The organism is Lentzea atacamensis, assembly GCF_003269295.1.
GTDB lineage: Bacteria > Actinomycetota > Actinomycetes > Mycobacteriales > Pseudonocardiaceae > Lentzea > Lentzea atacamensis.
In genome coordinates this window covers 641989-668670 of record NZ_QLTT01000001.1, presented here as the reverse complement: position 1 = coordinate 668670, position 26682 = coordinate 641989, and the positions used below count along the sequence as shown (strand labels likewise).

The window sequence follows — 26682 nt, the reverse complement described above, 5'->3', positions numbered from 1 at the left end:
GCTAAATCTCCTCTATGGACCAGGGCTTCGAGGCGGTGCTGTTCGACCGGGACGGCACCCTCATCCGGGACGTTCCGTACAACGGAGACCCCAACCGCGTGACAATCATGCCCGGCGCCCGCGAGATCCTGCGGGACCTGCGCACACACGGGCTGCGCACCGGTGTGGTGAGCAACCAGTCCGGCATCGGCCGCGGCCTGCTCACCGAAGCGCAGGTCGCCGCGGTGAACGCGCGGGTCGAGGAGCTGCTGGGCCGGTTCGGCACCTGGCAGATCTGCCCGCACCGTCCCGACGACGGTTGCCAGTGCCGCAAACCTGCGCCCGGCCTGGTGCTTTCCGCTTGTGCGGCGCTCGGCGTCCGCCCGGAACGCACGCTCGTCGTGGGTGACATCGGAGCCGATGTGGACGCAGCGGTTGCCGCCGGTGCGGTGCCCGTCCTGGTGCCCACCGACGTCACGCGGCCGGAAGAAGTCGAACGCGCGCCGCGTACCGCCCCTGACCTGCACGCCGTGCTGGGGATGATCCGGTGAGGACGCTCATCGCACGACTCGACAGCGACGGCGACGTGCTGCTCTCCGGACCGGCTGTGCGCGCGGCCGCGGCGGCGGGCGAGGTCGTCTTCCTGTGCGGTCCCGCCGGGGTGCAGGCGGCGGAACTGCTGCCCGGCGTCACCCGGATCGTCGAGTGGGAGTGCCCGTGGATCGCGAACCCCGCGCCGGACGTCCGCGCGTTCGACATCGAGGCGATAACGGCGTTGCTGCGCGGTATTCGCGCGGACGTGGCATTGATCCTGACGTCGTTCCACCAGAGCCCGTTGCCGCTGGCCCTCGTGCTGCGGCTGGCGGGTGTGCCGAAGATCGTCGCGCGCTCGGTCGACTACGCCGGCTCGCTGCTGGACGTTCGGCTGCGTGACGACCCGGACCTCCCGGAAGCGGAACGAGCGCTGGAGGTCGCCCGCGCCGCCGGTTTCACCTCGTCCGACAGCCGTCTCGCGGTCGTCGAGCCGCCGAAGACGGAACTGAGCCATCCGTACGTGGTGGTGCACCCCGGTGCGACGGCGCCCGCCCGCACCTGGTCGCCCGACCGGTGGGCGAAGGCCGTGGTCGCGCTGACCGCGGCCGGGTACCGCGTCGTCGTGACCGGAGGACCGGCGGAGGCCGGGCTGACCGAGCACGTCGCGGGTGCGTGCGGAACCGATCTGGGCGGGCGCACCAGCTTCCGCGAGCTGGCCGGGGTCCTGGCCGGTGCCGACGCGGTCGTCGTCGGCAACACCGGGCCCGCCCACCTCGCGGCCGCGGTCGGCACGCCGGTCGTGTCGCTGTTCTCCCCGGTCGTCCCGGCGGCCAGGTGGGCACCGCACGGCAGGCACGTGCTGCTCGGCGACCAGAACGCGCCGTGCCGCGGTACCAGGGCGCGCGAGTGTCCTGTGCCCGGCCACCCGTGCCTCGACCTGATCGACCCTGCCGAGGTCGTCGCGGCGGTGGCGGAGGTGACGGCATGAGGATTCTGCTGTGGCACGTGCACGGTTCGTGGACGCACTCCTTCGTCCAAGGTGGTCACGACTACCTGATCCCCGGCCCGCCCGACGGCATCGGGCTCGCCGGGCGGCCCTGGGCGGCCAGTGAGGTCCGGTTGTCCGAAGTGGACGCCTCCGGCGCCGACATCGCGATCGTGCAACGGGTTGAGGAGCTCTCTCGGGTGCCGGTCGGGATTCCGGTGGTGTACCTGGAGCACAACACGCCGGCCGCGCCGGCGCAGGAACATCCGCTTGCCGGCTGGGACGGCACGATCGTCCACGTCACACACTTCAACGATCTCATGTGGGACTGCGGCAGCACGAGGACCGTCGTGATCGAGCACGGCGTCGCCGACCCGGGGCCGCTCTACACCGGCGAGCTCCCGCGTGCGGCCGCGGTGATCAACGACCCGGTGCGCCGCGGCCGGATCGTCGGCACCGATCTGCTGCCGCGGTTCGAGCCGATCGACGTGTTCGGCATGAGAACCGAGCAGATCGGCGGTCTGGGCGACCACGAACTTCCGGTGCTGCACCGGGAACTGGCCCGCCGCCGGGTCTACGTGCACCCGGCGCGCTGGACCTCGCTGGGGTTGTCGCTGCTGGAGGCGATGCACATCGGCATGCCGGTCGTCGCGCTGGCGTCGACGGAGGCCGTCCGGGCCGTGCCCGCCGAGGTGGGCGCGATCTCGACGAACGTGGAGGAGCTGGCGAGTGCCGCGCGGGACCTGGTCGCCGATCCGGATCTCGCGCAGGAGAAGGGGAAACGGGCCCGCGAGTTCGTGCTGGCCAGGTACGGGCTCGATGCGTTCCTGCGCAACTGGGACGCACTGCTGAAGGAGGTGATCGGATGAGGATCGCGATGGTGTCGGAGCACGCAAGCCCGCTCGCGGCTCTGGGCGGGACCGATGTGGGAGGGCAGAACGTCCACGTGGCCGCGCTGGCGGCGGCTCTGGTGCGACGTGGTCATGAGATCGCGGTTTACACCCGGCGCGACGCTCCCGCACTGCCGCAGCGCGTCGACACTTCGGACGGCTACGAGGTCGTGCACGTGCCCGCGGGACCGGCGGAGCAGATTCCGAAGGACGACCTGCTGCCGCACATCACCGACTTCTCCCGGTCTCTGATGCACGACTGGCAGGCGTGGCGGCCGGACGTGGTGCACAGCCACTTCTGGATGTCCGGTCTGGCCTCGGTGCTGGCGACGCGGCGTCACCAGGTCCCGGTCGTGCACACCTACCACGCGCTGGGCACGGTGAAGCGTCGCTACCAGGGCGCGCGGGACACGAGTCCCGCGAACCGGATCGCTGTGGAACGGCTCATCGGTCAGGAGGTGGCCGCCATCGCGGCCACGTGTGACGACGAGGTCGAAGAGCTGATGGTGATGGGGCTGAAGCGGAGCAAGATCACGGTGGTGCCGTGCGGGGTGGACACGAAGCTGTTCGAGTCGGTCGGCCCGGTGGCCGCGCGGACGCCGCCGAACCGGATCGTGTCGGTCGGCAGATTGGTGCCGCGCAAGGGTTTCGACGACCTGATCGCCGCGCTGGCGCTGGTGCCGGACACCGAGCTGGTGATCGCGGGCGGGCCTCCCGATCTCCAGGCCGATCCCGAGGCACAACGGCTGCTCGCGTTCGCGGAGGCTCGCGGTGTTGCGGACCGCGTGCATCTCATCGGACATGTCGCGCGCACGGACATGCCCGCGTTGCTGCGTTCCGCGGACGTGGTGGCGTGTGTGCCGTGGTACGAACCGTTCGGAATAGTGCCGTTGGAGGCGATGGCTTGTGGCGTACCAGTGGTCGCGTCTGCCGTCGGTGGCCTGACCGACACCGTGGTCCACGGCGTCACCGGCGTGCTGACCCCTCCACGTGATCCGAAGGCACTGGGACGGGTGCTGCGCAGGCTGCTCGCGGATCGCTCGCGCCGCATGGCTTTCGGCATCGCGGGACAGGACCGGGTGGACGCCAGGTACACGTGGGACGGGGTCGCGGCCCGTGCCGAGCTCGTGTACCGCCGGGTGTGCTCGAACGAGGGCTTGGCGGTGGCCCGGTGACCGTCGAAAGCCATCTCGCCGGACTGGCCGACACGCTGACCGGTCTGCGTGCGCAGGCGTCGCGGATCAACCGCTGGGGCGCGTTGCTCGCCGGACTGCTCACCGACGGCGGCAGGCTGCTCGCCGCCGGCAACGGCGGATCGGCGGCGGAAGCGCAGCACCTGACCGCCGAGCTGGTCGGGCGGTACCGGCACGACCGCGCCGCGTTCTCCGCACTGGCGTTGTGCGCAGAGACCTCCAGTGTCACGGCGATCGCCAACGACTACGGCTACGACCAGGTGTTCGCGCGTCAGGTGACCGCGCACGCGCGGCCAGGCGACATCGTCGTGCTGCTGTCGACCAGCGGGCGCAGCCCGAACCTGCTGGAGGCGGCTCACGCCGGCCGGCTGGCGGGGGCGACCGTCTGGGCGCTGACCGGGCCGTTGCCGAACCCGCTGGCCTCGCTGGCCGACGACACCCTGGCGCTGCCCGGCGATCCCTGCCACGTGCAGGAGGCGCAGCTCGTGGTCGTGCACGCGTTGTGCGAGGCCTTCGAGGCGGCGTTGCCCTCGGCGTACCGGAGGGCGTCGTGAGGCTGGTCGTGGTGGGAGACGCACTGCTCGACGTCGACGTGGAGGGAACCGTCAGCAGGCTCTGCCCGGACGCTCCCGCCCCCGTGCTGGACGTCACCGCCGAGCACCCGCGGGCCGGCGGTGCGGCGCTGGCGGCGACGATGGCCGCGCGGGACGGCGTGGACGTGACGCTGGTCAGCGCGCTGTCCGACGACGAGGCGGGGGAGCGGCTGCGGCCCCTGATCGAGGTTCCCGGGGTGTTCGGCCGCGCCGACTCCGTGCCGGTGAAGACCCGGTTGCGGTGTGGTGGCACGTCTTTGGCCCGGATGGACAGAGGTGGCGGCTCCGCGCCGCCGCAGGTCACCGACGACATGCTCGACGTCGTGCTGTCGGCGGACTTCGTGCTGGCGTCGGACTACGGACGAGGACTGCTCCGCGACGACAGGCTGCGCTCGGTGCTCACGCGCGTCCCGATGGTCTGGGACCCGCATCCGCGTGGACCGGCCCCGGTGCCGGGAGTGCGGCTCGCGACCCCGAACCTGCCGGAGGCCACCGCGTTCAGCGGCACGGCCGATCCGGACCAGGCAGCGGCCCGGCTGCTGGCCGAGTGGAAGGCGCGAGCCGTCGTGGTGACGATGGGCAGTGCCGGCGCGGTGCTCCACTGTGGAGGGACGCCGGTCGCGGTGCCCGCACCGGCCGTTCCTGTGGCGGACCCGTGCGGTGCGGGCGATCGGTTCGCCGTGACGGCGGCCCTGCGGCTGGCCGGCGGTGCCGCTCCGGACGACGCGGTGGCCGATGCCGTGTCCGCTGCGGCCGAGTTCCTCGCACACGGCGGGGTTTCGGGCCTGCGGGCACCGTTGCCGTCCACAGTGGACGAGGTGCGCAGGCGCGGCGGGACCGTCGTCGCCACCGGAGGGTGTTTCGACGTCCTGCACCCCGGGCACGTGCGAATGCTGGCGGCGGCACGGGCGCTGGGGGACTGTCTGGTGGTGTGCCTCAACTCGGACCTCTCGGTGCGGCGCTTGAAAGGTGACGGACGGCCGGTCAACGGCCAGAACGAGCGCATCGAGGTGTTGCTCGCCCTGGAATCCGTGGACGACGTGATCGTGTTCGGTGAGGACACCCCCGAACACGTGCTGGGCCGGTTGAAGCCGGACGTGTGGGTGAAGGGCGGCGACTACAACGCCGACCTGCTGCCGGAAGCCGCGGTGGTGCGGCGCTGGGGCGGCCGGACCGTCGTCGTGCCGTACCACCGGGGTCATTCGACGACCGAGATCCTGTCGAGGAGGGCTTGATGCTGGGCAACGTGCTGGTGACCGGAGGAGCGGGCGGGCTCGGCGCCGCCGTGGCCGACGCGGTGCGCGAAACCGGGGGAACCCCGCTGGTGCTGGACAAGTCGGCGCCGTCGGTGGGTGACTTCGAGCTGGTCGACCTGTCGGACGGCCGGGCGGCAGAAGCAGCCGTGCACGAACTCGCGGAACGGCACGGTGCCTTCAGCGGTGTCGTCACCGCGGCGGGCATCGACCGGTGCGGCACTCTCGCCGAAGTACCGGCCGAGGAGTGGGAGAACGTGGTCCGGGTCAACCTGTTCGGCACGGCGGCTGTGATCAGGGCGGCGTTGCCGTACCTGGAGAACGGGCGGGTCGTCACGGTCGCGTCCACGCTCGGCCTGCGGGCGGTCAGCGACGCGACGGCCTACTGCGCCTCGAAGTTCGGCGTCGTCGGGTTCACGCGGGCACTGGCCGCGGAGACCGCGGGACGGATCGGCGTCACGCTGGTCGTGCCCGGCGGGATGCGGACGAACTTCTTCGACGACCGCACCGAGCAGTACCGGCCGAAGGACCTGGAGAAGCTCAACCCGCCGGACCGGGTGGCGGCCGCGATCCTGTTCGCCCTCGGCCAGCCGCCCGACTGCGAGATCAGGGAGCTCGTGATCGCGCACAGCGAGGAACCGTCCTGGCCGTGATTGAAAACGGCGTTTCCGGGTACGCCGTGCGGCATGATCGGTGACGACGAGTTCGAGGAACTGGACGAGGAGTCCTTGCACGACAGCGACGCGCTGCCGTCCGGACGTCCGGATCCGATCATCATCGCCGCGAGCGTCACCGCTCGGGGTGGCGTGCTGTGGGTTCCCGTCGCCGGCCTGATGGCGTTGGCGGGCAAGAGAAAAGCGGCGAAACGCGCGTTGACCGCGGCGGCGGTGGCGATGCCGGTCGGGCACCTGATCAGCCTGGTCGTGCACCGCCGCAGACCGTCGGTCGCGAACATGCCCGCCAGACTGGCATTACCGGAACACCCGGACTCGTCGTCGTTCCCGTCGAAGCCCGCGGTGACGGCTGCCGCGTTCGGCACCGCCACCGCGCTGGAGGACCGTGAGGCCGCTGTTTTCGTGACGCCGCTGGTGCTTCTGGTCGCCCACAGCCGTCTGCGAACCCGTGTGCACTGGCCCACGGACGTCCTGGGAGGACTGCTGATCGGCGCGGCGGTCGCGCTGGCTCAGGCCGGGATCGGGCGCTCCGCCAGGGCCAGGGCGACGGCGTGGAGGTTGGTGGCCATGGTGCGGCCGGTGTTCTCCGACCACTCGTGACCCTCACCGGTCTCGGAGAAGCTCGGGCCCGGCCCCGGACCGCGGTTCCAGTACGTCCAGGCCTGGCCGGGGATCGTGTAGCCGATGTCGCCGAGCCCGCCGGCGATTTCGCTGATCACGTGGTGCGCGCCGTCCTCGTTGCCGGTCACCACGACACCCGCCACGCGGTTGTACGCCACCGGCCGGTCCTCGTCGTCGGTCTCCGAGATCATCGCGTCCATCCGCTCCAGCGCCCGTTGCGCGAGCGAGGACGGGTGCCCGACCCACGTCGGCGTCGCGATCACCAGGATCTCCGACTCCAGCAACGAGGCGTGGATCCGCGGCCACTCGTCGCCGGGCCCCAGGTCGGTCGTGACACCCGGCGGGATGTTGTGGTCCGCGAGCCGGTAGGTGGTGACGTCGACGTCCTTCTTGGTCAGCTCGTCGATCACCACCTGGGCGAGCAGGTCGGTGTTGGACTGGTCGGGGGACTTCTTCAGGGTGCAGTTCAGCACCACGGCACGCATCAGGGCTGCCTCCACTTCTCGTCGGCGAGCATTCCGCTGGCCTGCGGTCCCATCAGGGACATCCCGCCGTCCACGACGAAGGACGCTCCGGTCACGTAACCGGCGGCGGGAGTGGCCAGGAACGCCACCACGGCCGCGACCTCCGCGGCATGACCCGGCCTGCCGAGCGGCACGCCCGGCCGCGGCTGGGTGCGCGGGTCGACGTCCTCCTGGCCCGTCATCGGCGTCGAGATCTCACCGGGTGCCACGGAGTTCACCGTGATGCCGTGCTCGGACAGTTCGAGCGCGAGCACCTCGGTCAGCGCGCCGAGTCCCGCCTTCGCGGCGCAGTAGGGCGCCGCACCCACCCGCGGCAGGTGCTCGTGCACCGAGGTGATGTTGATGATCCGGCCACCGCGCCCGGCGGCGATCATGTGCTTGGCCGCGCGCTGGCAGCACAGGAACGCGCCGTCCAGGTCGACCGAGATCACCTCGCGCCAGGTCTCGAACGGCATGTCCATGACCTTCTGGCTGCTACCGGTACCGGCGCAGTTCACCAGGATGTCCACGCCGCCCAGTTCCTCGGCCAGTTCGTCGACCACGGCCGCTGCTGTCGGCAGGTTGGTGAGGTCGAGCTGCCGCACGGCACAACGCGCGCCCGCCTCTCGTACCTCCTCGGCGGTCTTCGCGGCTCCGTCGGCGTCCTCGTGGTACGTGATGCCCACGTCCACGCCGCCACCCGCCAGCGCTACGGCGACAGCTTTGCCGATGCCGGAATCCGAGCCCGTCACGACGGCGTACATAGGTGCGTTCATGACACGCGTGTACCCGTCGGGGTGGCGTGCATTCGCAGCCCGAAGTGGTTCAGCGTCCTCGGCAGCGGTGCGCTGAGCTTCGGGAACGCGAGGTGATCGCTCAGCGCGTCCAGCATCGCGCTGCCGGTGGCCAGCACGAGATCGCGGCCGGGGCACACGCCGGGACCGCCGCTGAACGGCACGATCGCCGGGTCGCGCGGCCCGTCCCAGATCTCCGGCGCGTACTCGTCGGCGTACGGCAGCCGGTCCGGGTCACGGTGGAAGAACGGTGTGAACACGACGAACTCGGTGTTCTTCGGCAGCCACGTGCCGTGCCAGCGGGTGGGCTTCGTGCTCTCCCGCAGGATCACCGGGGTCGTCGGCCACAGCCGGGCCGACTCGAGGATGCCGTTCGTGCCGCGGGCGCCGATCGCGAGTGCCCGCATGGTGACGATTCCGGCCGCGTCGAACGCGAACAGCCAGTGCGGCACCTGGCCGGACAGGTCGCCGGGCTGGGCGGCCAGGCTGCCCTCCTCCGCGCGGTCGAGGTACTCGTCGAGCCTGCGCTGGAACCGTTCCCGCAGATCGCGCTGCCTGGGGTGCAGAAATGCCCAGTTGGCGTTCTCCCGCAGCTCCTTCAGGTCGTCCGTCAGCTGGTCGTCGTCGCGGGCGCGGTCGCCCAGCACGATCCTGCGCACGACGCGCCACCACGCCTGGGCGAAGGCGTCCCAGGTCAGCTCGCCGGTGCTCATCACGTGCCGGGTGAGCAGGTCGGCCTCGTCGCGCACGATCGCGTCGACGGGCACGTTCTCCGGCCGCAGCACGCGTTCGTTCAGCTCCCGGCGCTTCTCCCGGATCATGCCTTCCGAGATCAGCACGCCGTGCGGCTGGAAGTGCTTCAGCGCGGCCTTCTTCTCCTTGGTGGCCAGCGCGAACGGCTCCGGCGACTCGGCGAGCAACCGGCTGACGTCGGTGGGGTCCACGAGGATCGCGATGCTGCGTCCGGTGACGCGCAACCGCACCGGTTCCGGGCCGTACCGGTCGCGCAGGTGCCGCATGGTGTCGATCGCGGTGCCGTCGGACTGCAGCTTCTCGGACAGGGCCATCACGCCCGGCCTGCGGACGATGACGCCCTTCGCGAGCGTGGGGAGCAACACCGTCGCGAACGTGCGGGCGGTGTCGAGTCGTGAAGAGATCGCCATGCCCATCGGCTACCCCCGGTGCCGCGGCAGCCAACCTCCGCCGCGTCTTCACCGCTCAGCGGGCCACCTCGCGGCCGTCTGACCGCCGGACACGGGGCGAAGGCCGACTACCGCGCACTGCGTCACCCGAGTGTGAACCGCCCTGACCGGGGGTATTCGCGGACCAGCTCGAACCAGGAGGTCGTGATGCCAGCGGGATCGAACGCGAAACGTGAACGCCAGTACGAACACATCAAGGACTCCGCACGCAGCCGTGGCGCCTCACCCAAACGGGCGAAAGAACTCGCCGCGCGCACGGTGAACAAGAACCGCGCCCAGTCCGGCGAGTCCAAGACCGCGAGCAAGTCGTCCACGAAGGACAAGTCGCCACAGCAGCGCGGCGGCGAGCGCTCGGGCACCAACAGGCCGAAGGGCCTGACCAAGGAGCAGCTCTACAACGAGGCCAAGAAGAAGAACATCAGGGGCCGCTCCACCATGACGAAGAAGGAGCTCGCCAACGCCCTCGGACGCTGACGTGCAGGAACTGAGCCCGGACGTGGACAAGACCTCGGCGCTGACGATCCTCACCGCCGAGCACTACACGTTGCAGATGGCGCGCACCGCGACGATCACCGACGCGTCGAGCAGGGCCGGACACCTGCTCACCACCATCTCCGCGTCCATGATCGCCCTCGGGTTCGTCGCCCAGGTCGTGTCGCCGCGGGTGCTCCTGACGCTGATGCTGGTGATCTTCACCGGCCTGTTCCTGATCGGGCTCGCCACGCTGTTCCGCACGGTCGAGCTCACGATCGAAGACGTGCAGGCCGGCCTGGGGATCAACCGCATCAGGCACGTGTACGGCGACCTCGAGCCGTCCACAAGGGACGTCTTCGTCCGGCAGATGCACGACGACACGGCCGGCGTCGAGGCTGACGCGGGCCAGACCGGCTGGCGCAAGGCGAGGCGGCCGCGGCTGGTCGGCACCGCCCTCGGCGTGTCCGGTCTCGTGAACCTCGTCAACGGCCTCGTCGCGGGTGCCACCGCCGGCGCGGCCTGCGGTCTGCTCGGCGCCGGCGTGACGTGGTCGATCGTCATCGGCGCTGTCGTCGCCCTGATCGTGATCAGCGCGTTCGGCGTGGCGCTCGGCCGGATCGGACGGCGCGGCGTCGCGCCCATCACCACGCGCTATCCGCGCAACAACCCGAACTGAAGGAGAACCACCGTGAAGTACGACGTCGTCGATCTCATCATGCAGGACCACCGCGAGGTCGAGCGCCTGTTCGAGGAGCTGAAGAACCACCCGGAGAAACGGCCGCTGCTCACCCCGGTGCTGTGCGGCCTGCTCGTCGCCCACAGCCGGGCGGAGGAGACCGAGGTCTACCCGGTGGCCAAGCAGGAGGCCGGCGAGTCCGACGAGGTCGAGCACAGCCAGGAGGAGCACGCCCAGGCGGAGCGCCTGCTCGCCGAGCTGCTCGACTGCGAGTACGACTCGCCGCAGTACGACGCCAAGCTGCGCGAGGTCGTCGACGCGGTCACCCACCACGTCGAGGAAGAGGAGAAGACCGTCCTGCCGGGCATGAAGAGCCGCCTGAGCGACGAGCGCCGCCACGAGCTCGGCGAGAAGTTCGCGCACGTCCGCGCCGACCACCTCGGCGACATCCCCGGTCAGGCGAGCCGGGAGGAGCTGCTCGCGCAGGCGCGCAACCTCGGCCTGCAGAACGCCTCGTCGATGAGCAAGTCCGAGCTGCAGCGCGAGATGCAGAAGGCCGGCTCCGGATCCTGAGCCGTGCCCGGTCAGTGCGGACCGTCCGGAAGCGGACGGTCCGCACTGACGTGCGGCCCGAAGTCGCGTGACGACGGCACGAGGGCGGTGAGTGCCGGTGCGGCGAAGCAGATCACCGTGCACGCGGCCAGGACCGCATCAGAGCCAGGCCGACCGGCGTGGGCACCGCGATCCGGCCCGGTGAGGAGAAGCGTCGTAATGACGTGGAATTTCTGGCGATAAGCAGGCCAGGAGGCCTGCGATGGACGATCCCGGGTTGGTGGCGGTCACCGGTGCGACGGGCCGCCAGGGCGGTGCGGTCGCCCGGCACCTGCTCGCGGGCGGCTGGCGGGTGCGGGCGCTGACCCGCGACCCGTCGTCCGAGAAGGCGAGGCGCCTGGCGGACGCCGGCGCGGAGGTGGTGCGGGCGGACATGGCCGACCCCGCCACCCTGCGGCCCGCGTTCGCCGGGGCACACGGCGTGTTCAGCGTGCAGAACCCGATGATCAGCGGGCACGACGCCGAGATCGTGCAGGGACGCAACGTGGGTGACGTAGCGGCGGCGGCCGGCGTGCGGCACGTGGTGTACGGGTCGGCCGGCGTCGCGCGGTCCGGCACCGGGGTCCGGCAGTGGGAGTCCAAGGTGGTCATCAAGGCCCACTTGGAGTCGCTGGGCCTGCCGTTGACGGTGTTGCGGCCGATGGCGTTCATGGAACTGATGACCGACAAGGACTTCTACCCGCAGGTGTCGATGTGGCACCTGATGCCGAAGCTGATCGGTGGTGACCGCCCGCTGGTGTGGCTGTGCGCGGACGACCTCGGCGCGGTCGCGGCACGCGCGTTCGCCGAGCCGGACCGGTTCGCGGGCGCGGACCTCCCGCTCACCTCCGACGCGCGGAGCATCGACGAGTGCCGGGAGATCTGGCGTGCGGAGTTCGGGCGCCCGCCACGGCGTTTCCCGATGCCTGCCTGGCTGTTCGAGCGGTTCGTCGGCGACGACCTGCTGGTGATGTGGCGCTGGCTGCACGACCATCCGGTCGAGGTGGACCCGGCGGAGACGCGGGCGATCGTGCCGGGTGCCAAGACCGTGCGCGAATGGCTCAGCTCTCGCGGTCGGTAGCGGCGAGGGCGTCCTCGGTCGGCTGGTCGGGCGTGGTGTGGCGGCCGCGCCGGAGGATCGAGAAATGCGCTTCGTCGCGCATGCGGTCGACCATGTGCGGGTAGTGCAGCTCGAACGCGGGCCGCTCGGACCGGATCCGCGGCAGTTCCTTGAAGTTGTGCCGCGGCGGGGGAGAGGTCGTGGCCCACTCCAGTGAGTTCCCGTAGCCCCAGGGATCGTCGTGCCCGGCCGGTTCGCCGTACCGGTAGCTGCGCACGATGTTGTAGAGGAACGGCAGCACCGACGCGCCGAGCACGAACGCGCTGATGCTCGAGATCGTGTTGAGCAACGTGAACCCGTCGCTGGGCAGGTAGTCGGCGTACCGGCGCGGGAATCCCTGGTTGCCGAGCCAGTGCTGGACCAGGAACGTGCCGTGGAAGCCGAGGAACGTGGTCCAGAAGTGCAGCTTGCCCAGCGGCTCGTTGAGCATGCGGCCCGTCATCTTCGGGAACCAGAAGTAGATGCCGGCGTACGTGGCGAACACGATCGTGCCGAACAGCACGTAGTGGAAGTGCGCGACGACGAAGTAGGTGTCGGTGACGTGGAAGTCCAGCGGCGGTGAGGCCAGGATGATCCCGGTCAGGCCGCCGAGCAGGAACGTCACCAGGAACCCGATCGAGAACAGCATCGGCGTCTCGAACGTCAGCTGCCCCTTCCACATCGTGCCGGCCCAGTTGAAGAACTTGATCCCGGTCGGCACCGCGATCAGGAACGTCATCAAAGAGAAGAACGGCAGCAGCACCGCGCCGGTCGCGAACATGTGGTGCGCCCACACCGCGACCGACAGCATGGCGATCGCGAACGTCGCGAACACCAGGCCCTTGTAGCCGAACAGCGGTTTGCGGCTGAACACCGGCAGGACCTCGGTGATGATGCCGAAGAACGGCAGGGCGACGATGTAGACCTCGGGATGGCCGAAGAACCAGAACAGGTGCTGCCAGAGGATGACCCCACCGTTGGCCGGGTCGAACACGTGCGCGCCCAGATGCCGGTCGGCGGCCAGGCCCATCAGCGCGGCGGTCAGGATCGGGAACGCCAGCAGGATCAGCACGGACGTCACCAGGATGTTCCAGGTGAAGATCGGCATCCGGAACATGGTCATGCCGGGGGCCCGCAGGCACACGACCGTCGTGATCATGTTGACCGCGCCCAGGATCGTGCCGAGACCGGAGACCGCCAGGCCCATGATCCAGAGGTCGGGGCCGATTCCCGGGGCGTGCGTGGCGCTGGACAGCGGGGTGTAGCCCGTCCAGCCGAAGTCGGCGGCGCCACCGGGCGTCACGAAGCTGCTCATCACGATCAGGCCGCCGAACAGGAACAACCAGTACGAGAACGCGTTGAGGCGCGGGAACGCCACGTCCGGCGAGCCGATCTGCAGCGGCAGCACGAAGTTTGCGAACCCGAACAGAATGGGCGTCGCGTACAGCAGCAGCATGACCGTGCCGTGCATGGTGAACAGCTGGTTGTACTGCTCGTTCGACAGGAACTGCAGGCCGGGACGGGCGAGTTCGGCGCGGATGAGCAGCGCCATCACGCCGCCCGCCATGAAGAAGGCGAACGACGTGACCAGGTAGAGGATGCCGATCTGCTTGGGGTCCGTGGTGCGCAGCAGCCCGAGGAGCACGGCGCCTTTGGGACGGCGGCGCGCAGCCCCCGGATGCGGCACGACCGGCGTCGGCCTCAGGGCGGTCATGGGTGTGGCTACCCCGGCCACGGGTACCCGGAAACGGCCATGAGAGAGGACCTGCCATGCGCACCGCATTGCACGGCCTGGCCGAGCACGGCCAGAGCCCGTGGCTGGACCAGCTGTCCCGAGACCTGCTCCGCGGAGGCGATCTGGCCGCTCTGATCGATGACGGCGTGCTGGGCGTGACGTCGAACCCGACGATCTTCCAGGACGCCATGAGCAGCGGCACCGCCTACGACGCCCAGAAACGCGAACTGCACGAGCACGACCCCAAGGAGATCTTCCTCGCGCTCGCCGCCGAGGACATCCGCAAGGCCTGCGACCTGCTGGTGGGGAAGGGCACCTCGCCGCGCGACGGCTGGGTGTCGATGGAGGTGGACCCCGGGTTCGCCCACGACACGCAGGCGACGATCGACGAAGCCCGGCGCCTGCACGCGCTGATCGACCGGCCGAACCTGTTCGTGAAGATCCCCGGCACTTCGGAGGGCCTGCCCGCCATCGAGGAGTCGATCGCGAACGGCATCCCGGTCAACGTGACGCTGCTGTTCTCACTCGACCGGCACCGCGCGGCCGCCCAGGCGTACCTCCGCGGGCTGCACAGACTGCGCTCGAACGGCGGCGACCTCGGCAAGGTTGCCTCGGTGGCGTCGTTCTTCGTGTCCAGAGTGGACACCGAGGCGGACAAGCGGCTGGACGCGTTGCGACGGCACGAGGTGCTGAAGGGCACGCTCGCGATCGCCAACGCCAAGCTCGCCTACCAGCAGTACCTGGAGATCTTCTCCGGCAGGGCGTGGGAGGAGCTGGCCAAGGCCGGCGCCACGCCGCAGTGGTGCCTGTGGGCGTCCACGTCGACCAAGAACCCGGCGTTCCGCGACACGCGCTACGTCGAGGAGCTGATCGGCCCCGAGACGGTGACCACCATGCCGCGCAAGACGATCGAGGCCTTCCAGGACCACGGCCGCGTCGCCGACACCCTGACCCGCGACGTCGAGGGAGCCCGGCGCGTCCTCGACCGGTTCGCGGAGATCGGGATCAGCTACCGCGCCGTCACCGACACGCTCGAACGCGAGGGCGTGCGGAAGTTCGCCGACTCCTACCGGCAGCTCCTCGACGGCCTGACCGCCCAACCAGCACGGAGGTGACCCTTGCCCAACAACGACTTCCGCCACGAACTCGCCCAGCAGCTGCGCGTCGACTCGGTCCGCGCGAGCGCCGCGGGCGGTTCCGGTCACCCGACGTCGTCGATGTCCGCGGCCGACCTGATGGCCGTCCTGCTCGACGGCTACCTGAAGCTCGACTACGCCAACCCGGACAACCCGGTCAACGACCACCTGGTGTTCTCCAAGGGCCACGCCTCACCGCTGTACTACGCGATGCTCAAGGCGGCAGGCGCCATCACCGACGAGGAACTGCTGAGCTTCCGCACGTTCGGCAGCAGGCTGGAAGGCCACCCCACACCCCGCATCCCGCCGACCGACGTGGCCACCGGCTCGCTCGGCCAGGGCCTGCCGGTCGGCGTCGGCCTGGCGCTCGCCGGCAAACGGCTCGACCGGTTGCCCTACCGCGTGTGGGTGCTGTGCGGTGACTCGGAGATGGCAGAGGGCTCGATGTGGGAGGCGTTCCAGCACGCGGGCTGGGCGGGTCTCGACAACCTCACCGCGATCGTCGACGTGAACCGCCTCGGCCAGACCCGCGAGACGATGCTCGGCTGGGACGTCGACGGCTACGCCGCCCGCGCCGAGGCGTTCGGCTGGAAGGCCATCGCGATCGACGGCCACGACCTGGACGCCATCGACGCCGCTCTGGCACAGGCCACGTCCGTGACCGACCGGCCGACCGCGATCCTCGCGCGGACCCACAAGGGCCGCGGCGTGAAGGCCGTCGAGGACCAGCCCGGCAAGCACGGCAAGCTGTTGGAGGAGCCAGAGGAAGCCGTCGAGGAGCTCGGCGGCGCGCGTTCGCTGGCCGTGACGGTCAAGACGCCCACACCCGGCAGCCCGCACCGCTTCGCCACCACCGGCGGCGCGCTGCCCCGCTGGGAGATCGGTGAGGAAGTGGCGACCCGGCAGGCGTACGGGCAGGCGCTCACCGCGTTGGGCGAACTGCGCGGGGACGTCGTGGCCCTGGACGGCGAGGTCTCGAACTCGACGATGTCCGAGCTGTTCGCCAAGGCGCATCCCGACCGCTACTTCGAGATGTTCATCGCCGAGCAGCAGATGATCGCCGCCGCCGTGGGCCTGCAGGCCCGCAACTGGGTGCCGTTCGCGTCGACGTTCGGCGCGTTCCTGACCCGCGCCCACGACTTCATCCGCATGGCCGCGATCTCGCGCGCGGACCTTCGCCTGTGCGGTTCGCACGCCGGGGTGTCGATCGGTGAGGACGGGCCGTCGCAGATGGCGCTGGAGGACATCGCGATGTTCCGCGCCGTTCACGGCAGCACGGTGCTGCACCCGTCCGACGCGAACCAGGCTGCTGCTCTCGTCGCCGAAATGGCCACGTTGCCCGGGATTTCGTACCTGCGGACGCTGCGCGGGAAGACGCCGGTGCGGACGTCGCCGGACGAGAACATCCGGGTCGGTGGCAGCAGGGTGCTGCGGAACAGCGACCACGACGATCTGACGATCGTGGCCTGCGGCATCACCGTCGGGGAGGCGGAGAAGGCGGCCGAGGTGCTCGATGCCGAGGGCATCAGGGCTCGGGTGATCGACTGCTACTCGATCAAGCCCATCGACGGGAACACGTTGGTGCAGGCGGCTTCGCAGACACGCGCGGTGCTCACCGTCGAGGATCACTGGCCCGAGGGCGGGCTCGGGGATGCCGTGCTGGACGCGCTGGCCGCTTGTCCGGATCGGCCGCCGGTGCGCAAGCTCGCGGTCAGTGCGATGCCGGTGTCCGGGAAGCCCGGGGAGTTGCTGCACGCCGCGCACATCGATGCCGAGGCCGTGGCGGAGGCGGCGCGGCAGCTCGTGAAGAGGTAGGGCGTGAGTGGTCTGGATCCGGCTCCGGTGCTGGCGGAGCCGGGCCCGGGGTCTAGGTCGGCTCTGGCATCGGCGGCAGCGGATCCGGGTCCGGCCCCGGCGGCCGGGGCTGGTCCGGCCCCGGCGTGGGCGGCAGCGGTTCTGGAGGCGGTACTGGCTGGCTCATGCCCGCCGGGTACCCACCCTGAAACCCGCTCTCACCAGCCCGAATTCCGTCCGGCCGCGAATTCGGGCCGGCCCGACCGACTGGATCTAACGTTCGGAACCCAGCACCGGCTTCACGTCGACCACGGGCGTGCCGTCGAGCGCCTCCAGATCGGCGACCAGCACCTTCAGCCCGTCCACGGCGTGGATCCGCACGCGGTGCAGCCCGATGGGGTTCGGCCGGTCCGGCGACCGGGTGGAGAACACACCGGTCTCCTGCCGGGTCGTGTCGCCGCGCGGGTGGACGGCCAGCACGGAACGGTCCGCGCGGTCGAGCCAGGTCAGCACCAGGACTTCCTGCCCGGCGGTGAGCTCGCGCATGGCCCGCGCGTACTCCGGGGCGAAGACGAGCCAGGACTCCGGCGCGCCCTCGTCGCCCTGCTCGGGCGCGGAGGCGCGGTCGGTGAGGGGCGACTCGACGTGGCCGATCGGCTGCAGTTTCATCAGGTCCCGCAGAAGGTCCGGTAGGTGGCGCTGAAGTCCTGCGGCGCAGGTGCCGCGAAGTGTTCCAGACCGGGACGTTCACCGTACGGCGAGGTCACCGCGTCCAGGAGCCGTTCCAGCGGGCCGAGGTCTCCGGCGGACCCCGCCGCCAGCGCTTCCTCCACGAGGTGGTTGCGCGGGATGTACACCGGGTTGACCCGTTCCACGGCGTCGGCGTCGGGTCCGAGCGACCGCCACCGCGCGATCCAGTCGTCGATCCCCGCCAGGTCGAGGAACAGCGACCGCGCCGGCTCGGCGTCGCCGCGCGCGGCCGCGGCCAGCCGGTGGAAGAACGACGTGAAGTCGACGTGGTTCGCGTGCAGCAACGTGAGCAGGTCCTTCAGCAGCGGCTGAACGTCCCCGGTCACGCCCAGCTTCGCCCGCAGGCCGCCGATCCAGGCGCGTTCGAAGTGCCCGTCGAACGTGCCGAGCGCTTCGAGAGCCAGCGAAACCGCCCGGTCCTCGTCATCGGCGAACAACGGCAACAGGGCTTCGGCGAGCCGGGCGAGGTTCCACTCGGCGACGATCGGCTGGTTGCCGTAGGCGTAACGGCCGCCGTGGTCGATGGAGCTGTAGACCGTCGTCGGGTCGTAGGCCTCCATGAACGCGCACGGGCCGTAGTCGATGGTCTCGCCGGAGATCGTCATGTTGTCGGTGTTCATGACGCCGTGGATGAAGCCGACGAGCATCCACCGGGCGACCAGCTCCGCCTGGGCGGCCACCACCCGCTCGAACAGCTCCAGGTAGGTGCTGCCGGGGTGGTGGCGGGCGATGGCGTGGTCGGCGAGGCGGCGCAGCAGGTCGTGGTCGCCGGTGTTGCGGGCGTACTGGAAGCTGCCGACCCGCAGGTGCGAGGACGCCACCCGCGCCAGCACGGCTCCCGGCAGCGGCAGCTCGCGGTGCACGACGGCGCCGGTCGCCACCACCGCCAGCGAGCGGGTCGTCGGGATGCCGAGGGCGTGCATCGCCTCGCTCAGCACGTACTCGCGCAGCATCGGGCCGACCGCGGCCAGGCCGTCGCCGCCGCGGGCGAACGGAGTGCGGCCGGAGCCCTTCAGGTGCAGGTCGCGCAGGGTGCCGTCGGCGTGGGTCAGCTCGCCGAGGAGCAGCGCGCGGCCGTCGCCGAGCCTGGGCGAGTAGCCGCCGAACTGGTGCCCGGCGTAGGCCTGTGCGACGCCGGGTGCCTCGTTGCCCACGAGGAACGGCAGGCCGTCGGAGCGCAGCCAGGCGGGATCGAGGCCGAGTTCCTTCGCCAGCGGCTCGTTGAGGACGAGCAGGACCGGTTCGGGGACCGGTACCGCTTCCCAGGAGACCGCCATCTCCGGGACGGCACGAGCGAAGTCGCTGCTCAGGCTGATGCTCACGTCCCCAACGGTACCGGGCGGCTCCAGGCGGCCGTGCCGTCGTCGTGGCGGCCGGAACGCAGTCCGCTGATGAGTCCGAAGTGGACTTCGGCAAGGCGGGTCCAGCGACAGCCACCGACCCTGCGTGTCACCCGATCAGGCAGCACGAGGTGGCGGCGATAGGCTCCGAGCCATGCGCTCTTCCGCCATTGCGCTGGTGTTCCTTCTCGTCGGGTGTGGTTCCGAGACGACGTCGCTGCCCACCATCGTCCCGGCGCCCACCTCCTCGTCCGCCTCGCCGCTGCCGGAGCTGCAACCCCGGCTCGACGCGGTCGGGGTCCTGCTGACCGCCTGCATCCCGAGGCTGCGGGGCGAGCCCGTCGACAGGATGGACAACTGCGCCCACCTCATGCCGGACGTGACGGGCGTGGTCGACGAGGCCGGGAAGCAGGCGGCCAAACTGCCTCCCGCCGGACGCTCCGCCATCGACCAGGTGCGCAAGGCGCTCGCCGACATCGCGCCGTGCGAGCCGTGGTTCGCGGCGGGCGGGGTGAGTGCCGACGGGCAGCTCGACGCCCGGTGTGACAAGGCGTGGGAGGAGCTCTACCAGAGCTACAACGCGCTGCGGAATGCTGCTTAGCGACGCCAGGAGCATCGGGCGCGTCGCGCTGCCGCTGTACCTGTCGATGGTGGCGGTGTCGCTGGGCGCGCTGGTCAACACCGCGGCGCTCGGCCGGTACGGCACGGAGGCGCTGGCGGCCTTCGCGGTGACCACGGCCGTGTACTTCCCCGCGACGGCAGCGGTCGCCGGTGCCGTGCGCGGCGTGATGCCGTTCGTGGCAGCGAAGGCGGACGATCCGCCAGAGCTGCTGCGCGTGGTGCGCAACGGCACGTGGCTCGCGGTGTTCGTCGGTGTGCCCGCCGCACTCGCGGTCGCCGGTGCCGGGGTGATCGCGCGGGCCGGTGGCGTGCCCGCGGCGACCGTGGCGCAGCTCGGGCCGTTCCCGCTGCTGATGGCGGCGGCGATGCTCGTCGGCGGCTTCGGTTCGACGGCCACGTCCTGCCTCGTCGGGCTGGGACGGAGCAAGGTCGTGATGCGCGCCGGCTTGGCAGGCGCGGCGTCCACTGCGGTCCTCTCGCCTTTGCTGGTCTGGAAACTCGGCCTCAACGGCGCGGGTATCGCACTGTGCACCGCGAACCTCGTCAGCTGCCTGATCACGGTTTCCGGGCTGCGCGGGCGACTGCCCGGCCGGCTGGGCCGGACCATCCACTTCGGACAGATCAGGGAGCTCGCGAAGGTCGGCATCCCGATGGCGGGCACGGTGCTGGTCAAGTTCGCGGTGCTCGGCGTGCTGACCGTGGCCGCGGCGCGGGTGAGCACGACGGCGGTGGCGGCGCACAACATCGCCACGGGCCTGGCCGGCCTGACGTTCACCGCGGCGGTGGCGATCGGGCAGGCCGTGGTGCCGCTGGTGAGCACGCGCACCGAAGGCGTACGGCGTGCGGTGATCGCCGGCCTGACGATCACCGTGGCGACGTTGGCGGCCATCTGCGCGGTCATCGTCCTGGGCGGTGCCGAACGGCTCTTCACCGACGATCCCGAGGTGCGTGCCGCAGTTGCAGGCCTCCTGGCGTTGCTCGTGGTGGTCGTCCTCGCGGACGGTCTGCAGGCGGTGCTGGGGTTCGGCCTCGCCGGGCTGAAGCGCACGACGCCGAGCTTCGTCATCTTCTCGGGCTGCTACGGCGTGCTGGCGGTCATCGCGGTCCCGGCGGCCCAGCACGGCCTGACCGGGTTGTGGGCGGCACTGGCCGCGGCGAACCTGGCCGTGGCGGTGGGGCAGGGCCTCGCGTTCCGGCGGGCGAGCAACCTCTGAGGCGCCCGGCTCCGTACTGAACGGGGAACGGAGATCGGGGGAGAACCATGCGAAGAGTCGTCCTGCTGGTGCTGCTGCTGGTCGCGGTGGCCTCCTGCGGCATGAACCAGAGCGGCGGTGGTCCGGCGACCATCGCGCCAGGTACCACGCCCGACCTCGACGTCCCGGCGCTGACCGAGGCGGCCGACGTGGTGCAGCCGCTGCTGGAGTCGGGGTTCGCGAGCACCTACGCCGGTCTGGAGGTGCGCAACGACGTGCCGATGCTGGTGGTGTACCGCAAGCCAGATCCGAGGCTCGACGCGGAGGTTCGCGAGGCCGCGCCGGACGTGCGGATCGAGTTCCGCGACGCCAGGTACGCACGGGTCGCGATGGCGGAGCACGTCCGTCGCGTCATGGACGACAGCGAGCACTGGAAGGGCCGCGGCGCGCAGATCGTGTCGGCGGGGCCGGAGGTGGACGGGTCCGGTGTGCGGATCGGGGTGACGGAGGCGCCGGCCGACCTCCGGCAGTGGCTGGAGGAGTACTACCCGGCGATGTCGTTCAAGGTCGAGACGAGCGGCAAGATCGTGCCGGCGCCCGCCACCGAACCACCGGTGGTGTTTCCCACGGCGTAGTCAGGACGGCTGCGGGCCGAACCTGGCGGTGAGTTCGTTCGAGATCACGTAGTGCCGCACCAGGAACAAGCGTTCGTCGAGCTTCTTTCGCCGCAGCCAGCCGGTCACCTCGGCGTTGCACTTGCTGGCGTTGCACGACCCGCACGCGGGCACGACGTTGCCGAGCGTGTAGCGCCCACCGCGCGAGATCGCCTGCACGCAGTCCTTCTGCAACGAGGTCGCGGGCGTTCCGCAGTAGGCGCACCCGCCCCAGGACGTCCTGAGCGCGTCCCACTGCACGTCGGTGAGGTCGTGGACGACCCGCGCCATGCGCTTCTTGCGCTTGCGGGCCGCGCGAACCTGTTTGCTACCGCCGGTCGGCACGGTGGGTGACACTACGCGTCGCGATGGTCAACAGGTCGGAGGCCGGCCCCCGGGGTGTCCTGCCCGCCGGCCACACCGCGCGCAACGCCCGGTGCAGATCGAGATCGCTCACCTCGACGCGGACCAGCGTGCGGGTCGCGAGATCGGCCCGCACGGCGTGGATGCTCAGCACTGCCGGCCCGATGCCGCCGATGGCCGCCGCCTTGATCGCGGTGGTCGACGACATCTCCAGCAACGGTTCCGCCGACTCGCCGATTCCGGCGGTGCCCAGCGCGTGCTCCCACGCCTGGCGCGTGCCGGAACCGGACTCCCTGCTCACGAGCGGGGTCGCGGCGGCTTTCACGGCGGTGACCCGGCGACGCCTGGCCCACGGATGCCCTGGCGCGACGACGACCACCAGCTCGTCCTCGGCCACCACCCGGCTGGTCAGCCCGGCGGGCACGTCGGTCGACTCGATGAACCCCAGGTCGGCGCGCCCGGCCAGCACCTGCTCGGCGACGTGGACCGAGTTGCCCGCCGTCAGCACGGTCGCGGTGTCCGGGCTGACCGTCCGCAGCGCGATGAGCCACGCGGGCAGCAGGTACTCGGCCACGGTGAGGCTCGCGGCGATCCTGAGCTGGCTGTGGCGGTCGGCGCGCAGGCTGGTGATGCCGGCGTCGAGATCCAGTGCCCGCGCGAGCACCGGCGCCGCCCACCCGGCCACGAGCTGACCGGCCGTGGTGAGGCGCGCGCCGCGTGAGGTGCGTTCGAGCAGCGCCACCCCGACGCGGCCTTCGAGCGTCCGCAGCCGTTCGCTGGCCGAGGGCTGGGACATGCCGTGCGCCTTGGCCGCCCGGCCGATGCTGCCCAGCTCGGCCACGCTCAGCAGCAGGTCGAAGCTGGTCAGGTCGCTGACCCTGGACGGCAGAGGCATAGGGACAGCCTATGTGCCCATCGGTGATTGCCGCCTACCGGGATCCCCGGCGCGCGAGGATTGTCGTGTCGTGACCGCTCTCGCACCTCACCCACACCGTGCCCCCGAGGTGCGACGAGCGGCGCCCTTCGGCCCGAACCTCTTCGCCTCCGTCATGGGCACCGGCATCGTCGCCACGGCCGGCGCCGCGATGCCCGGCCTGCGCACGCCCGTCACCGTCGTCTGGGCGCTGGACGCCGCACTGCTGGCGTTCCTGGTCGTCGCGGCTCTCCGCCGCTGGACGTGGGCGACCGTGCGGGACCAGCTGGCGGACCCGGTGATGGCCCAGTTCTGGGGCGCGCCACCGATGGCGCTGATGACCGTCGGCACGGGCACACTGCTGCTCGGCTCCGACTGGATCGGCCTGACCGCCGCGCTGGCGATCGACTGGACACTGTGGACTCTCGGCACCGCGCTGGGGCTGATGACCTCGGTACTGGTGCCGCTGCGGATGATCGGAAGCGGCGAGCGCGCGTTCGGCGGCTGGCTGATGCCCGTGGTGCCGCCGATGGTGTCCGCCGCCTCCGGCGCTCTGCTCGCCCAGCACCTGCCGGAGGGCCAGTTCCGCCAGGCGATGGTGCTCGGCTGCTACGCGCTGTTCGGCGTCAGCCTGTTCGCGACGCTGATGATCGTGCCGCAGATCTGGCAGCGGCTCGTCCAGCACGGCCTGGGCGCCGCCTCCACCGTGCCGACGCTGTGGATCGTGCTCGGCCCGCTGGGCCAGTCGATCACCGCAGCCAACCTCCTCGCCGGCGTGCACGTGCTGCCGGGCCAGACCGCGTTCGGCGTCCTCTACGGCACGACCACGTGGGGCTTCGCCCTGCTGTGGGTGGCGATCGCGGCGACCGCGACCGTGCGAACGGCGCGCCGCGGGCTGCCGTTCGCGCTGACGTGGTGGAGCTTCGTCTTCCCGCTGGGCACGTTGGTGACCGGCACGAGCGCACTCGCGAAACACGTCCCGTCGCCGATGTTCACCTGCGTTTCGATCGTGCTGTACGGCACCCTGGTGCTCGCGTGGATCACGGTGGCGGTGCGGACGCTCGCTCAGCGGTCTGCGTAATCGGCCGATCGCTGTCCAGCCCGAAGGCCACCTCCAGTGCCGCCCGGCGTCCGGGAGGCAGCTCCGTGAGGCGATCCAACAGCGGCAAGCACAACTGGTGCAGCGCCGCGAACGGCAGCTCGGTCTCGAACTCCGACCCGGACGCGGTCAGCACCCTGAACCCGGATGCCTTCTCCCGCACGTGTTCCAGCAGTGCGCTCTTGCCGATGCCCGCCTCACCGCGCAGGACGATCGCACCACCGCAGCCGTCCCGGGCCGCGTCGATCAGCCCGTCCAGGCAACGAATCTCGTCGTCGCGGCCGAGCAGGCGAGAAGAAGCTGCCGCCGGAGTGAGCACGACCGAAGGCTGTGCGACCCGTTGGTGCCGGTTGAGGTTCCGGGCGTCTCAAATCGCCTCCCCCTGTGATCACCCTCGCTACGGTGTCGGCAGGGGGCAAACATCCTTGTCCTGCTGAGAGCGTTTCACGCACAGGGGGTTTCTTGAGCATGAGGCAACGGTTGAGCCTCGTCCTGGCGGGCGTCGCCAGCGTGGCTTTCCTCGTCGGGACGTCGGTGGCCGCACCACCACCCCCGGCGCCGGCGCAGGACGGGCCGACGTACGTCTACCGCGTGCCCGCCCCGCTCGGGCAGAAGGCGCAGGACCTGCTCGCGCGCGGCTTCGACGTGCTGGAGCAGCGGGACGGCGACGACCTGTTCGTGCTGGGCTCGAAGGACGTGCACGCCAAGCTCGCCGAGGCGGGCTACACCGGCACGGTCGAGTCGGTCATGGCGCCGCCCCTGGCCGAGCTGAAGACCCAGGGCACCGGCGTCAAGGAGACCTACTACGGCGGCTACCGGACGGTCAAAGCGCACTACGCGCACCTCGACCAGGTCGCGTGGCGGTACCCGCGCCTCGCCACCCTCGTCGACTACGGCGACTCGTGGCGCAAGACCCAGGGCGCGGGCGGCCACGACCTGAAAGCCGTCTGCCTCACCAAGAGGTCTCCCGGCGACTGCCGGCTGACGCCGGACGCGCGCAAGCCGCGTCTCTTCGTCTCGGCTCAGATCCATGCCCGCGAGATCACCACCGGTGACATGGCGTGGCGCTGGATCGACCACCTCACCACCGGCTACGGCAAGGACGCCGAGGTGACGTCGCTGCTGGACACGACCGAGATCTGGGTCGTGCCGATCGCGAACCCCGACGGCGTGCAGATCGTGCAGTCGGGCGGCGACTCGCCGAAGCTCCAGCGCAAGAACGCCAACTACACCAACGGTCCGAAGGAATGTCCCACCACCCAGGACCCGAACGCGCAGATCGGTATCGACCTCAACCGCAACTTCAACGCGCAGTGGGGCGACAACGGCACGTCGGCCGACCCGTGCAGCCAGGTCTACCGCGGTCCGCAGGCCGACTCCGAGGTGGAGACCAAGGCGGTCGAGAAGCTGTTCCGGTCGCTCTTCCCGGACAAGCGCGGTTCCGGCCTGAACGACCCCGCCGCGCCGGACACGCGCGGCATGGTCGTCACGATGCACGCCGCGCTGAACGTCGTGCTGCTGCCGTGGGGTTACACCACGCAGCCCTCGCCGAACGACGCCAAGCTGCGGGCGATGGCCAAGGACATGGCCCAGCTCGCGGGTGGCTGGGAGTACGGGCAGCCCGGTGAGCTGCTCTACACCGCGGGCGGTTCGATCGACGACTGGGTGTACGGCGAGCTCGGTGTTCCGCACTACACCTGGGAGATCGGCAACTGGCAGGGCGACTGCGCCGGCTTCCTGCCCGCCTACTCGTGCCAGGACGGGCACTGGGCGAAGGTCAAGCCGATGTTGTTGTACGCGGCACGCAAGGCCGCGAACCCCTACGGGGGATGATGCCCGGCTTCCCGTGACCGCGGTGTTTCCCGCGCCGTGGTCACGGGTAAGCGGACCGCATGGCCAACACTGCGAGCAGCGCCCGTGCCGAGGTCACGCTGCGGTCCAAGACGATGGTGCTGGACTTCCACGGCGAGTGCCGGGTCGAGCGGGCGGGCGACTCGGTGCGGCTTTCCGGGATGCGGCTGGTCGCCGAGCTGCCGGACGCGGGCGGGCCGGAGGACGGCGGCACCGTGCTGCTGGAGCAGGACGGCGAGGCGCTGACGGCGACGGTGGCGCAGCCCGGCGGCAAGGTCGAGCTGACGACCCGCTCCCCGGTGCCTTGGTCCGGGTCCGGCCGTGATGTCGAGCCGGCCGGCGAGATCTTCTTCGTGCTCCCCGACGCACCGGAGTCGACCGTGCTGTCGATCCGCGGCCTGGTGCTGCGGGAGGCGACCTGACCAGGGTTTTGCCCACACCCCGCAGGGGTATTCGGCCGTTGCACCACAGGGGGTAGTACGGCCGACGGAGGCGCGCTGGCATGGACCGCGACGTGATCATCGACTTCGACATCGACTTCGACGACTCTGCGGCGCGCCGGGTGCGGCGCTACGTGAGCGAGGTCGTCGCGGGACTCGGGCTGCGCGGTGACAGCTCGTTCGTGGAGACGGAACCGCGCGTGGGAGCGTACGTGGCGCTGGACGGGCGGCTGCAAGACTTCCCCGACCACGACGTGGCCCTGCTGTGGGACGAGCTGAGCGGCTGGTCGGCCGCCGTCGAGGATCGCCGTGGTGAACTGGTGGAGATCGCGCGGCTGGGCGGTGACCCCGAGCCGTCGCCCGGCGCGGTGGTGCGCTGGGTGCAGGGGCTGTTCCGCCGCGAGCGCGCGCGGGACCGGTCGAACCGCGACTTCGCGGCGTTCGTGCCGTCGCTGCGGGTCAACGACTTCTCGTGACGTTCACGGGTGCCCGATCGGGGTAGCCGATCGGCATGAGCACTGAACGGCGGCGAGAGCAGGAGTACGACGACGCGAGCCGCGCGTCGCTGGAGGAGTCCGGCACCGGCGAGGACGACACGGTGCCCGGCCGCAGCGGTTCCGGCTCCACTCACCCGGAACCGAATCCGACCGGCAACGTCGGTCTGTCCGACTACTCGGCCTCCGACGACCCGGACGCGGGCTGAGGCACGTGGTTCGACGAAACTGGTGTGATT

Annotated in this window: 31 protein-coding genes; 22 read left to right on the top strand and 9 right to left on the bottom strand. The window is 70.8% G+C overall.

What is annotated here, in order from left to right; translation table 11 throughout:
- The first annotated feature begins 14 nt into the window (after window positions 1–14).
- The 8 genes from C8D87_RS03405 to C8D87_RS03370 are packed head-to-tail and all read left to right on the top strand — an operon-like array spanning window position 15 to window position 6701.
- Window positions 15–530, top strand: coding sequence for a D-glycero-alpha-D-manno-heptose-1,7-bisphosphate 7-phosphatase (locus C8D87_RS03405; RefSeq protein WP_112225481.1), 516 nt, complete (start codon window positions 15–17; stop codon window positions 528–530).
- A complete protein-coding gene (locus tag C8D87_RS03400) occupies window positions 527–1501 on the top strand; it encodes a glycosyltransferase family 9 protein (RefSeq protein WP_112225480.1) in 975 nt (324 codons plus the stop codon). Before C8D87_RS03405 ends, C8D87_RS03400 begins: the two co-directional genes overlap by 4 nt.
- Window positions 1498–2367 carry a glycosyltransferase gene (locus tag C8D87_RS03395; RefSeq protein ID WP_112225479.1) on the top strand — a complete coding sequence of 290 codons (870 nt, stop codon included), beginning with the start codon at window positions 1498–1500 and terminating at the stop codon, window positions 2365–2367. Before C8D87_RS03400 ends, C8D87_RS03395 begins: the two co-directional genes overlap by 4 nt.
- Window positions 2364–3563 carry a glycosyltransferase gene (locus C8D87_RS03390; protein ID WP_112225478.1) on the top strand — a complete coding sequence of 400 codons (1200 nt, stop codon included), beginning with the start codon at window positions 2364–2366 and terminating at the stop codon, window positions 3561–3563. Before C8D87_RS03395 ends, C8D87_RS03390 begins: the two co-directional genes overlap by 4 nt.
- On the top strand, window positions 3560–4135 hold the full coding sequence (locus C8D87_RS03385) for a D-sedoheptulose-7-phosphate isomerase (RefSeq protein ID WP_112225477.1): 576 nt from the start codon (window positions 3560–3562) through the stop codon (window positions 4133–4135). The genes C8D87_RS03390 and C8D87_RS03385 overlap by 4 nt, the downstream gene beginning before the upstream one ends.
- Complete coding sequence (gene rfaE2, locus C8D87_RS03380) at window positions 4132–5409, top strand: D-glycero-beta-D-manno-heptose 1-phosphate adenylyltransferase (protein WP_112225476.1); 1278 nt, start codon at window positions 4132–4134, stop codon at window positions 5407–5409. Before C8D87_RS03385 ends, rfaE2 begins: the two co-directional genes overlap by 4 nt.
- Complete coding sequence (locus C8D87_RS03375) at window positions 5409–6080, top strand: SDR family oxidoreductase (RefSeq protein ID WP_112225475.1); 672 nt, start codon at window positions 5409–5411, stop codon at window positions 6078–6080. Before rfaE2 ends, C8D87_RS03375 begins: the two co-directional genes overlap by 1 nt.
- A 33-nt stretch (window positions 6081–6113) precedes the next feature.
- A complete protein-coding gene (locus tag C8D87_RS03370; RefSeq protein ID WP_112225474.1) occupies window positions 6114–6701 on the top strand; it encodes a phosphatase PAP2 family protein in 588 nt (195 codons plus the stop codon).
- Here the strand turns inward: C8D87_RS03370 and C8D87_RS03365 are convergent.
- From C8D87_RS03365 to C8D87_RS03355, 3 genes are read right to left on the bottom strand one after another with little or no spacing between them, the layout of a single operon-like run.
- Complete coding sequence (locus C8D87_RS03365; RefSeq protein ID WP_109639696.1) at window positions 6611–7207, bottom strand: flavodoxin family protein; 597 nt, start codon at window positions 7205–7207, stop codon at window positions 6611–6613. The genes C8D87_RS03370 and C8D87_RS03365 overlap by 91 nt on opposite strands.
- Window positions 7207–8001, bottom strand: a complete 795-nt coding sequence (locus C8D87_RS03360) for an SDR family oxidoreductase (RefSeq protein WP_112225473.1) — start codon at window positions 7999–8001, stop codon at window positions 7207–7209. Before C8D87_RS03360 ends, C8D87_RS03365 begins: the two co-directional genes overlap by 1 nt.
- On the bottom strand, window positions 7998–9182 hold the full coding sequence (locus C8D87_RS03355; RefSeq protein WP_112226240.1) for a cytochrome P450: 1185 nt from the start codon (window positions 9180–9182) through the stop codon (window positions 7998–8000). Before C8D87_RS03355 ends, C8D87_RS03360 begins: the two co-directional genes overlap by 4 nt.
- 186 nt (window positions 9183–9368) lie before the next feature.
- On the opposite strand from C8D87_RS03355, the gene C8D87_RS03350 reads away from it, so the two are divergent.
- The 4 genes from C8D87_RS03350 to C8D87_RS03335 all read left to right on the top strand — a co-directional run bounded on the left by C8D87_RS03350 (window position 9369) and on the right by C8D87_RS03335 (window position 12043).
- Window positions 9369–9695 (top strand): plasmid stabilization protein, encoded by a 327-nt coding sequence (locus C8D87_RS03350; RefSeq protein ID WP_109639509.1) that lies wholly within the window; start codon window positions 9369–9371, stop codon window positions 9693–9695.
- A 1-nt stretch (window position 9696) separates the two neighbouring features.
- Window positions 9697–10371 (top strand): hypothetical protein, encoded by a 675-nt coding sequence (locus C8D87_RS03345; protein WP_109639508.1) that lies wholly within the window; start codon window positions 9697–9699, stop codon window positions 10369–10371.
- 12 nt (window positions 10372–10383) lie between these two features.
- Window positions 10384–10944 (top strand): hemerythrin domain-containing protein, encoded by a 561-nt coding sequence (locus C8D87_RS03340; RefSeq protein ID WP_109639507.1) that lies wholly within the window; start codon window positions 10384–10386, stop codon window positions 10942–10944.
- A gap of 241 nt (window positions 10945–11185) precedes the next feature.
- Window positions 11186–12043: an NmrA/HSCARG family protein gene (locus C8D87_RS03335; RefSeq protein ID WP_109639506.1), complete on the top strand. Its 858-nt coding sequence runs from the start codon at window positions 11186–11188 to the stop codon at window positions 12041–12043.
- Here the strand turns inward: C8D87_RS03335 and ctaD are convergent.
- Entirely contained in the window at window positions 12024–13775 is a 1752-nt protein-coding gene (gene ctaD, locus C8D87_RS03330) for an aa3-type cytochrome oxidase subunit I (protein WP_109639505.1), read from the bottom strand. The genes C8D87_RS03335 and ctaD overlap by 20 nt on opposite strands.
- Before the next feature lie 56 nt (window positions 13776–13831).
- On the opposite strand from ctaD, the gene tal reads away from it, so the two are divergent.
- Together tal and C8D87_RS03320 are read left to right on the top strand one after the other, a co-directional pair.
- Entirely contained in the window at window positions 13832–14911 is a 1080-nt protein-coding gene (gene tal / locus C8D87_RS03325) for a transaldolase (RefSeq protein WP_109639504.1), read from the top strand.
- Window positions 14912–14914: 3 nt separating this feature from the next.
- Window positions 14915–16747 (top strand): transketolase, encoded by a 1833-nt coding sequence (locus tag C8D87_RS03320; protein ID WP_112225472.1) that lies wholly within the window; start codon window positions 14915–14917, stop codon window positions 16745–16747.
- A 252-nt stretch (window positions 16748–16999) separates the two neighbouring features.
- Here C8D87_RS03320 and tsaA read toward each other — a convergent pair whose 3' ends face one another.
- Together tsaA and C8D87_RS03310 are read right to left on the bottom strand one after the other, a co-directional pair.
- Complete coding sequence (gene tsaA, locus C8D87_RS03315; RefSeq protein WP_112225471.1) at window positions 17000–17395, bottom strand: tRNA (N6-threonylcarbamoyladenosine(37)-N6)-methyltransferase TrmO; 396 nt, start codon at window positions 17393–17395, stop codon at window positions 17000–17002.
- Window positions 17395–18798, bottom strand: coding sequence for a protein adenylyltransferase SelO (locus tag C8D87_RS03310; protein WP_233440022.1), 1404 nt, complete (start codon window positions 18796–18798; stop codon window positions 17395–17397). The genes tsaA and C8D87_RS03310 overlap by 1 nt, the downstream gene beginning before the upstream one ends.
- 172 nt (window positions 18799–18970) lie before the next feature.
- Here C8D87_RS03310 and C8D87_RS03305 point away from each other — a divergent pair, with 172 nt between their 5' ends.
- Genes C8D87_RS03305 through C8D87_RS03295 form a run of 3 tightly spaced genes read left to right on the top strand, consistent with a single transcriptional unit; the run spans window position 18971 to window position 21265 of the window.
- A complete protein-coding gene (locus C8D87_RS03305; protein WP_109639501.1) occupies window positions 18971–19417 on the top strand; it encodes a hypothetical protein in 447 nt (148 codons plus the stop codon).
- Window positions 19407–20651: an MATE family efflux transporter gene (locus tag C8D87_RS03300; RefSeq protein WP_211337554.1), complete on the top strand. Its 1245-nt coding sequence runs from the start codon at window positions 19407–19409 to the stop codon at window positions 20649–20651. The genes C8D87_RS03305 and C8D87_RS03300 overlap by 11 nt, the downstream gene beginning before the upstream one ends.
- Before the next feature lie 47 nt (window positions 20652–20698).
- Window positions 20699–21265: a hypothetical protein gene (locus C8D87_RS03295; RefSeq protein ID WP_109639500.1), complete on the top strand. Its 567-nt coding sequence runs from the start codon at window positions 20699–20701 to the stop codon at window positions 21263–21265.
- Here C8D87_RS03295 and C8D87_RS03290 read toward each other — a convergent pair whose 3' ends face one another.
- Together C8D87_RS03290 and C8D87_RS03285 are read right to left on the bottom strand one after the other, a co-directional pair.
- Entirely contained in the window at window positions 21266–21628 is a 363-nt protein-coding gene (locus C8D87_RS03290) for an HNH endonuclease (protein WP_215732145.1), read from the bottom strand. It abuts the gene before it with no gap.
- Window positions 21612–22541 carry a LysR family transcriptional regulator gene (locus tag C8D87_RS03285; RefSeq protein WP_112226238.1) on the bottom strand — a complete coding sequence of 310 codons (930 nt, stop codon included), beginning with the start codon at window positions 22539–22541 and terminating at the stop codon, window positions 21612–21614. Before C8D87_RS03285 ends, C8D87_RS03290 begins: the two co-directional genes overlap by 17 nt.
- Before the next feature lie 109 nt (window positions 22542–22650).
- Between C8D87_RS03285 and C8D87_RS03280 the strand changes: the two genes are divergently transcribed.
- Complete coding sequence (locus C8D87_RS03280; RefSeq protein WP_233441878.1) at window positions 22651–23640, top strand: TDT family transporter; 990 nt, start codon at window positions 22651–22653, stop codon at window positions 23638–23640.
- On the opposite strand, the gene C8D87_RS03275 is transcribed toward C8D87_RS03280, so the two are convergent.
- Entirely contained in the window at window positions 23600–23977 is a 378-nt protein-coding gene (locus C8D87_RS03275; RefSeq protein ID WP_112225470.1) for an AAA family ATPase, read from the bottom strand. The genes C8D87_RS03280 and C8D87_RS03275 overlap by 41 nt on opposite strands.
- Window positions 23978–24126: 149 nt before the next feature.
- Between C8D87_RS03275 and C8D87_RS03270 the strand changes: the two genes are divergently transcribed.
- From C8D87_RS03270 to C8D87_RS03255, 4 genes are all read left to right on the top strand, one after another.
- A complete protein-coding gene (locus tag C8D87_RS03270; protein ID WP_112225469.1) occupies window positions 24127–25491 on the top strand; it encodes a M14 family zinc carboxypeptidase in 1365 nt (454 codons plus the stop codon).
- 59 nt (window positions 25492–25550) lie between these two features.
- Window positions 25551–25931 carry a hypothetical protein gene (locus C8D87_RS03265; protein ID WP_112225468.1) on the top strand — a complete coding sequence of 127 codons (381 nt, stop codon included), beginning with the start codon at window positions 25551–25553 and terminating at the stop codon, window positions 25929–25931.
- 80 nt (window positions 25932–26011) lie between these two features.
- Entirely contained in the window at window positions 26012–26425 is a 414-nt protein-coding gene (locus C8D87_RS03260) for a DUF6292 family protein (RefSeq protein ID WP_112225467.1), read from the top strand.
- A 35-nt stretch (window positions 26426–26460) separates the two neighbouring features.
- A complete protein-coding gene (locus C8D87_RS03255; RefSeq protein ID WP_109639495.1) occupies window positions 26461–26652 on the top strand; it encodes a hypothetical protein in 192 nt (63 codons plus the stop codon).
- The last annotated feature ends 30 nt before the right edge of the window (window positions 26653–26682 follow it).

Excerpts from the sequence above, each read along its gene's own strand:
- C8D87_RS03405 (WP_112225481.1), top strand. The coding sequence starts at position 15 with ATGGACCAGGGCTTCGAGGCGGTGCTGTTCGACCGGGACGGCACCCTC.
- C8D87_RS03395 (WP_112225479.1), top strand. The coding sequence starts at position 1,498 with ATGAGGATTCTGCTGTGGCACGTGCACGGTTCGTGGACGCACTCCTTC.
- C8D87_RS03390 (WP_112225478.1), top strand. The coding sequence starts at position 2,364 with ATGAGGATCGCGATGGTGTCGGAGCACGCAAGCCCGCTCGCGGCTCTG.
- C8D87_RS03375 (WP_112225475.1), top strand. The coding sequence starts at position 5,409 with ATGCTGGGCAACGTGCTGGTGACCGGAGGAGCGGGCGGGCTCGGCGCC.
- C8D87_RS03370 (WP_112225474.1), top strand. The coding sequence starts at position 6,114 with ATGATCGGTGACGACGAGTTCGAGGAACTGGACGAGGAGTCCTTGCAC.
- C8D87_RS03365 (WP_109639696.1), bottom strand. The coding sequence starts at position 7,207 with ATGCGTGCCGTGGTGCTGAACTGCACCCTGAAGAAGTCCCCCGACCAG.
- C8D87_RS03360 (WP_112225473.1), bottom strand. The coding sequence starts at position 8,001 with ATGAACGCACCTATGTACGCCGTCGTGACGGGCTCGGATTCCGGCATC.
- C8D87_RS03355 (WP_112226240.1), bottom strand. The coding sequence starts at position 9,182 with ATGGCGATCTCTTCACGACTCGACACCGCCCGCACGTTCGCGACGGTG.
- C8D87_RS03350 (WP_109639509.1), top strand. The coding sequence starts at position 9,369 with ATGCCAGCGGGATCGAACGCGAAACGTGAACGCCAGTACGAACACATC.
- C8D87_RS03335 (WP_109639506.1), top strand. The coding sequence starts at position 11,186 with ATGGACGATCCCGGGTTGGTGGCGGTCACCGGTGCGACGGGCCGCCAG.
- ctaD (WP_109639505.1), bottom strand. The coding sequence starts at position 13,775 with ATGACCGCCCTGAGGCCGACGCCGGTCGTGCCGCATCCGGGGGCTGCG.
- tal (WP_109639504.1), top strand. The coding sequence starts at position 13,832 with ATGCGCACCGCATTGCACGGCCTGGCCGAGCACGGCCAGAGCCCGTGG.
- tsaA (WP_112225471.1), bottom strand. The coding sequence starts at position 17,395 with ATGAAACTGCAGCCGATCGGCCACGTCGAGTCGCCCCTCACCGACCGC.
- C8D87_RS03305 (WP_109639501.1), top strand. The coding sequence starts at position 18,971 with ATGCGCTCTTCCGCCATTGCGCTGGTGTTCCTTCTCGTCGGGTGTGGT.
- C8D87_RS03300 (WP_211337554.1), top strand. The coding sequence starts at position 19,407 with ATGCTGCTTAGCGACGCCAGGAGCATCGGGCGCGTCGCGCTGCCGCTG.
- C8D87_RS03295 (WP_109639500.1), top strand. The coding sequence starts at position 20,699 with ATGCGAAGAGTCGTCCTGCTGGTGCTGCTGCTGGTCGCGGTGGCCTCC.
- C8D87_RS03285 (WP_112226238.1), bottom strand. The coding sequence starts at position 22,541 with ATGCCTCTGCCGTCCAGGGTCAGCGACCTGACCAGCTTCGACCTGCTG.
- C8D87_RS03270 (WP_112225469.1), top strand. The coding sequence starts at position 24,127 with ATGAGGCAACGGTTGAGCCTCGTCCTGGCGGGCGTCGCCAGCGTGGCT.
- C8D87_RS03265 (WP_112225468.1), top strand. The coding sequence starts at position 25,551 with ATGGCCAACACTGCGAGCAGCGCCCGTGCCGAGGTCACGCTGCGGTCC.
- C8D87_RS03260 (WP_112225467.1), top strand. The coding sequence starts at position 26,012 with ATGGACCGCGACGTGATCATCGACTTCGACATCGACTTCGACGACTCT.
- C8D87_RS03255 (WP_109639495.1), top strand. The coding sequence starts at position 26,461 with ATGAGCACTGAACGGCGGCGAGAGCAGGAGTACGACGACGCGAGCCGC.